At 68.0% G+C, this 538-nt stretch carries 1 protein-coding gene; it reads right to left on the bottom strand.

Annotation, left to right across the window (positions count from 1 at the left end; genetic code table 11):
* Positions 1-11: 11 nt before the first annotated feature.
* The gene (locus tag ACEPPI_RS40635) at positions 12-416 is read right to left on the bottom strand and encodes a transglycosylase SLT domain-containing protein (RefSeq protein ID WP_373920258.1); all 405 of its coding nucleotides are present in this window, start codon (positions 414-416) and stop codon (positions 12-14) included.
* Positions 417-538 lie beyond the last annotated feature (122 nt).

Genomic DNA, 538 nt, shown 5'->3' with positions numbered 1-538 from the left:
GTACCGGTGGTTTAGTACCAGTGGTTGTTCTGCCAGAAGTTCCAGGCGCCGACGGGGCTGCCGTAGCGGGAGTTCATGTAGTCCAGGCCCCACTTGATCTGGGTGGCCGGGTTGGACTTCCAGTCCGAGCCCGCGGAGGCCATCTTCGAGGCCGGCAGGGCCTGGACCAGGCCGTAGGCGCCCGAGGAGGCGTTCGTCGCGGTGAAGTCCCAGCCGCTCTCGTGGGAGACGATCTTGTCGAAGGCCGCGAACTGCGCCGGGTCCTTGATCATCTGCTGCGCGATCGTCTTGGCGCTCATCGGGGCGGCCTGCGCGGGAACGGTGGCCAGCATGGAGCCGGCGACACCCAGGGCGAGGACGGTACCCGCGAGGGTCTTCTTCGAAGCGGCGATGCGGCGGATGACGGCGTTGGACACGGAGCAAACCTTCCGAAGGGGACAGGGACCGCCGCGGGCACGCCGAAGACGTGCGTGAACCACTCACGCAGAAGGAGAGGGGATCCTGGGCGGCGGGTGAAGCACCCGTGCCGCCCGGCGAC

It is taken from the genome of Streptomyces sp. AB3(2024) (genome assembly GCF_041862025.1).
Taxonomy (GTDB): domain Bacteria; phylum Actinomycetota; class Actinomycetes; order Streptomycetales; family Streptomycetaceae; genus Streptomyces.
This window is presented reverse-complemented; position numbering and strand designations above follow the sequence as displayed.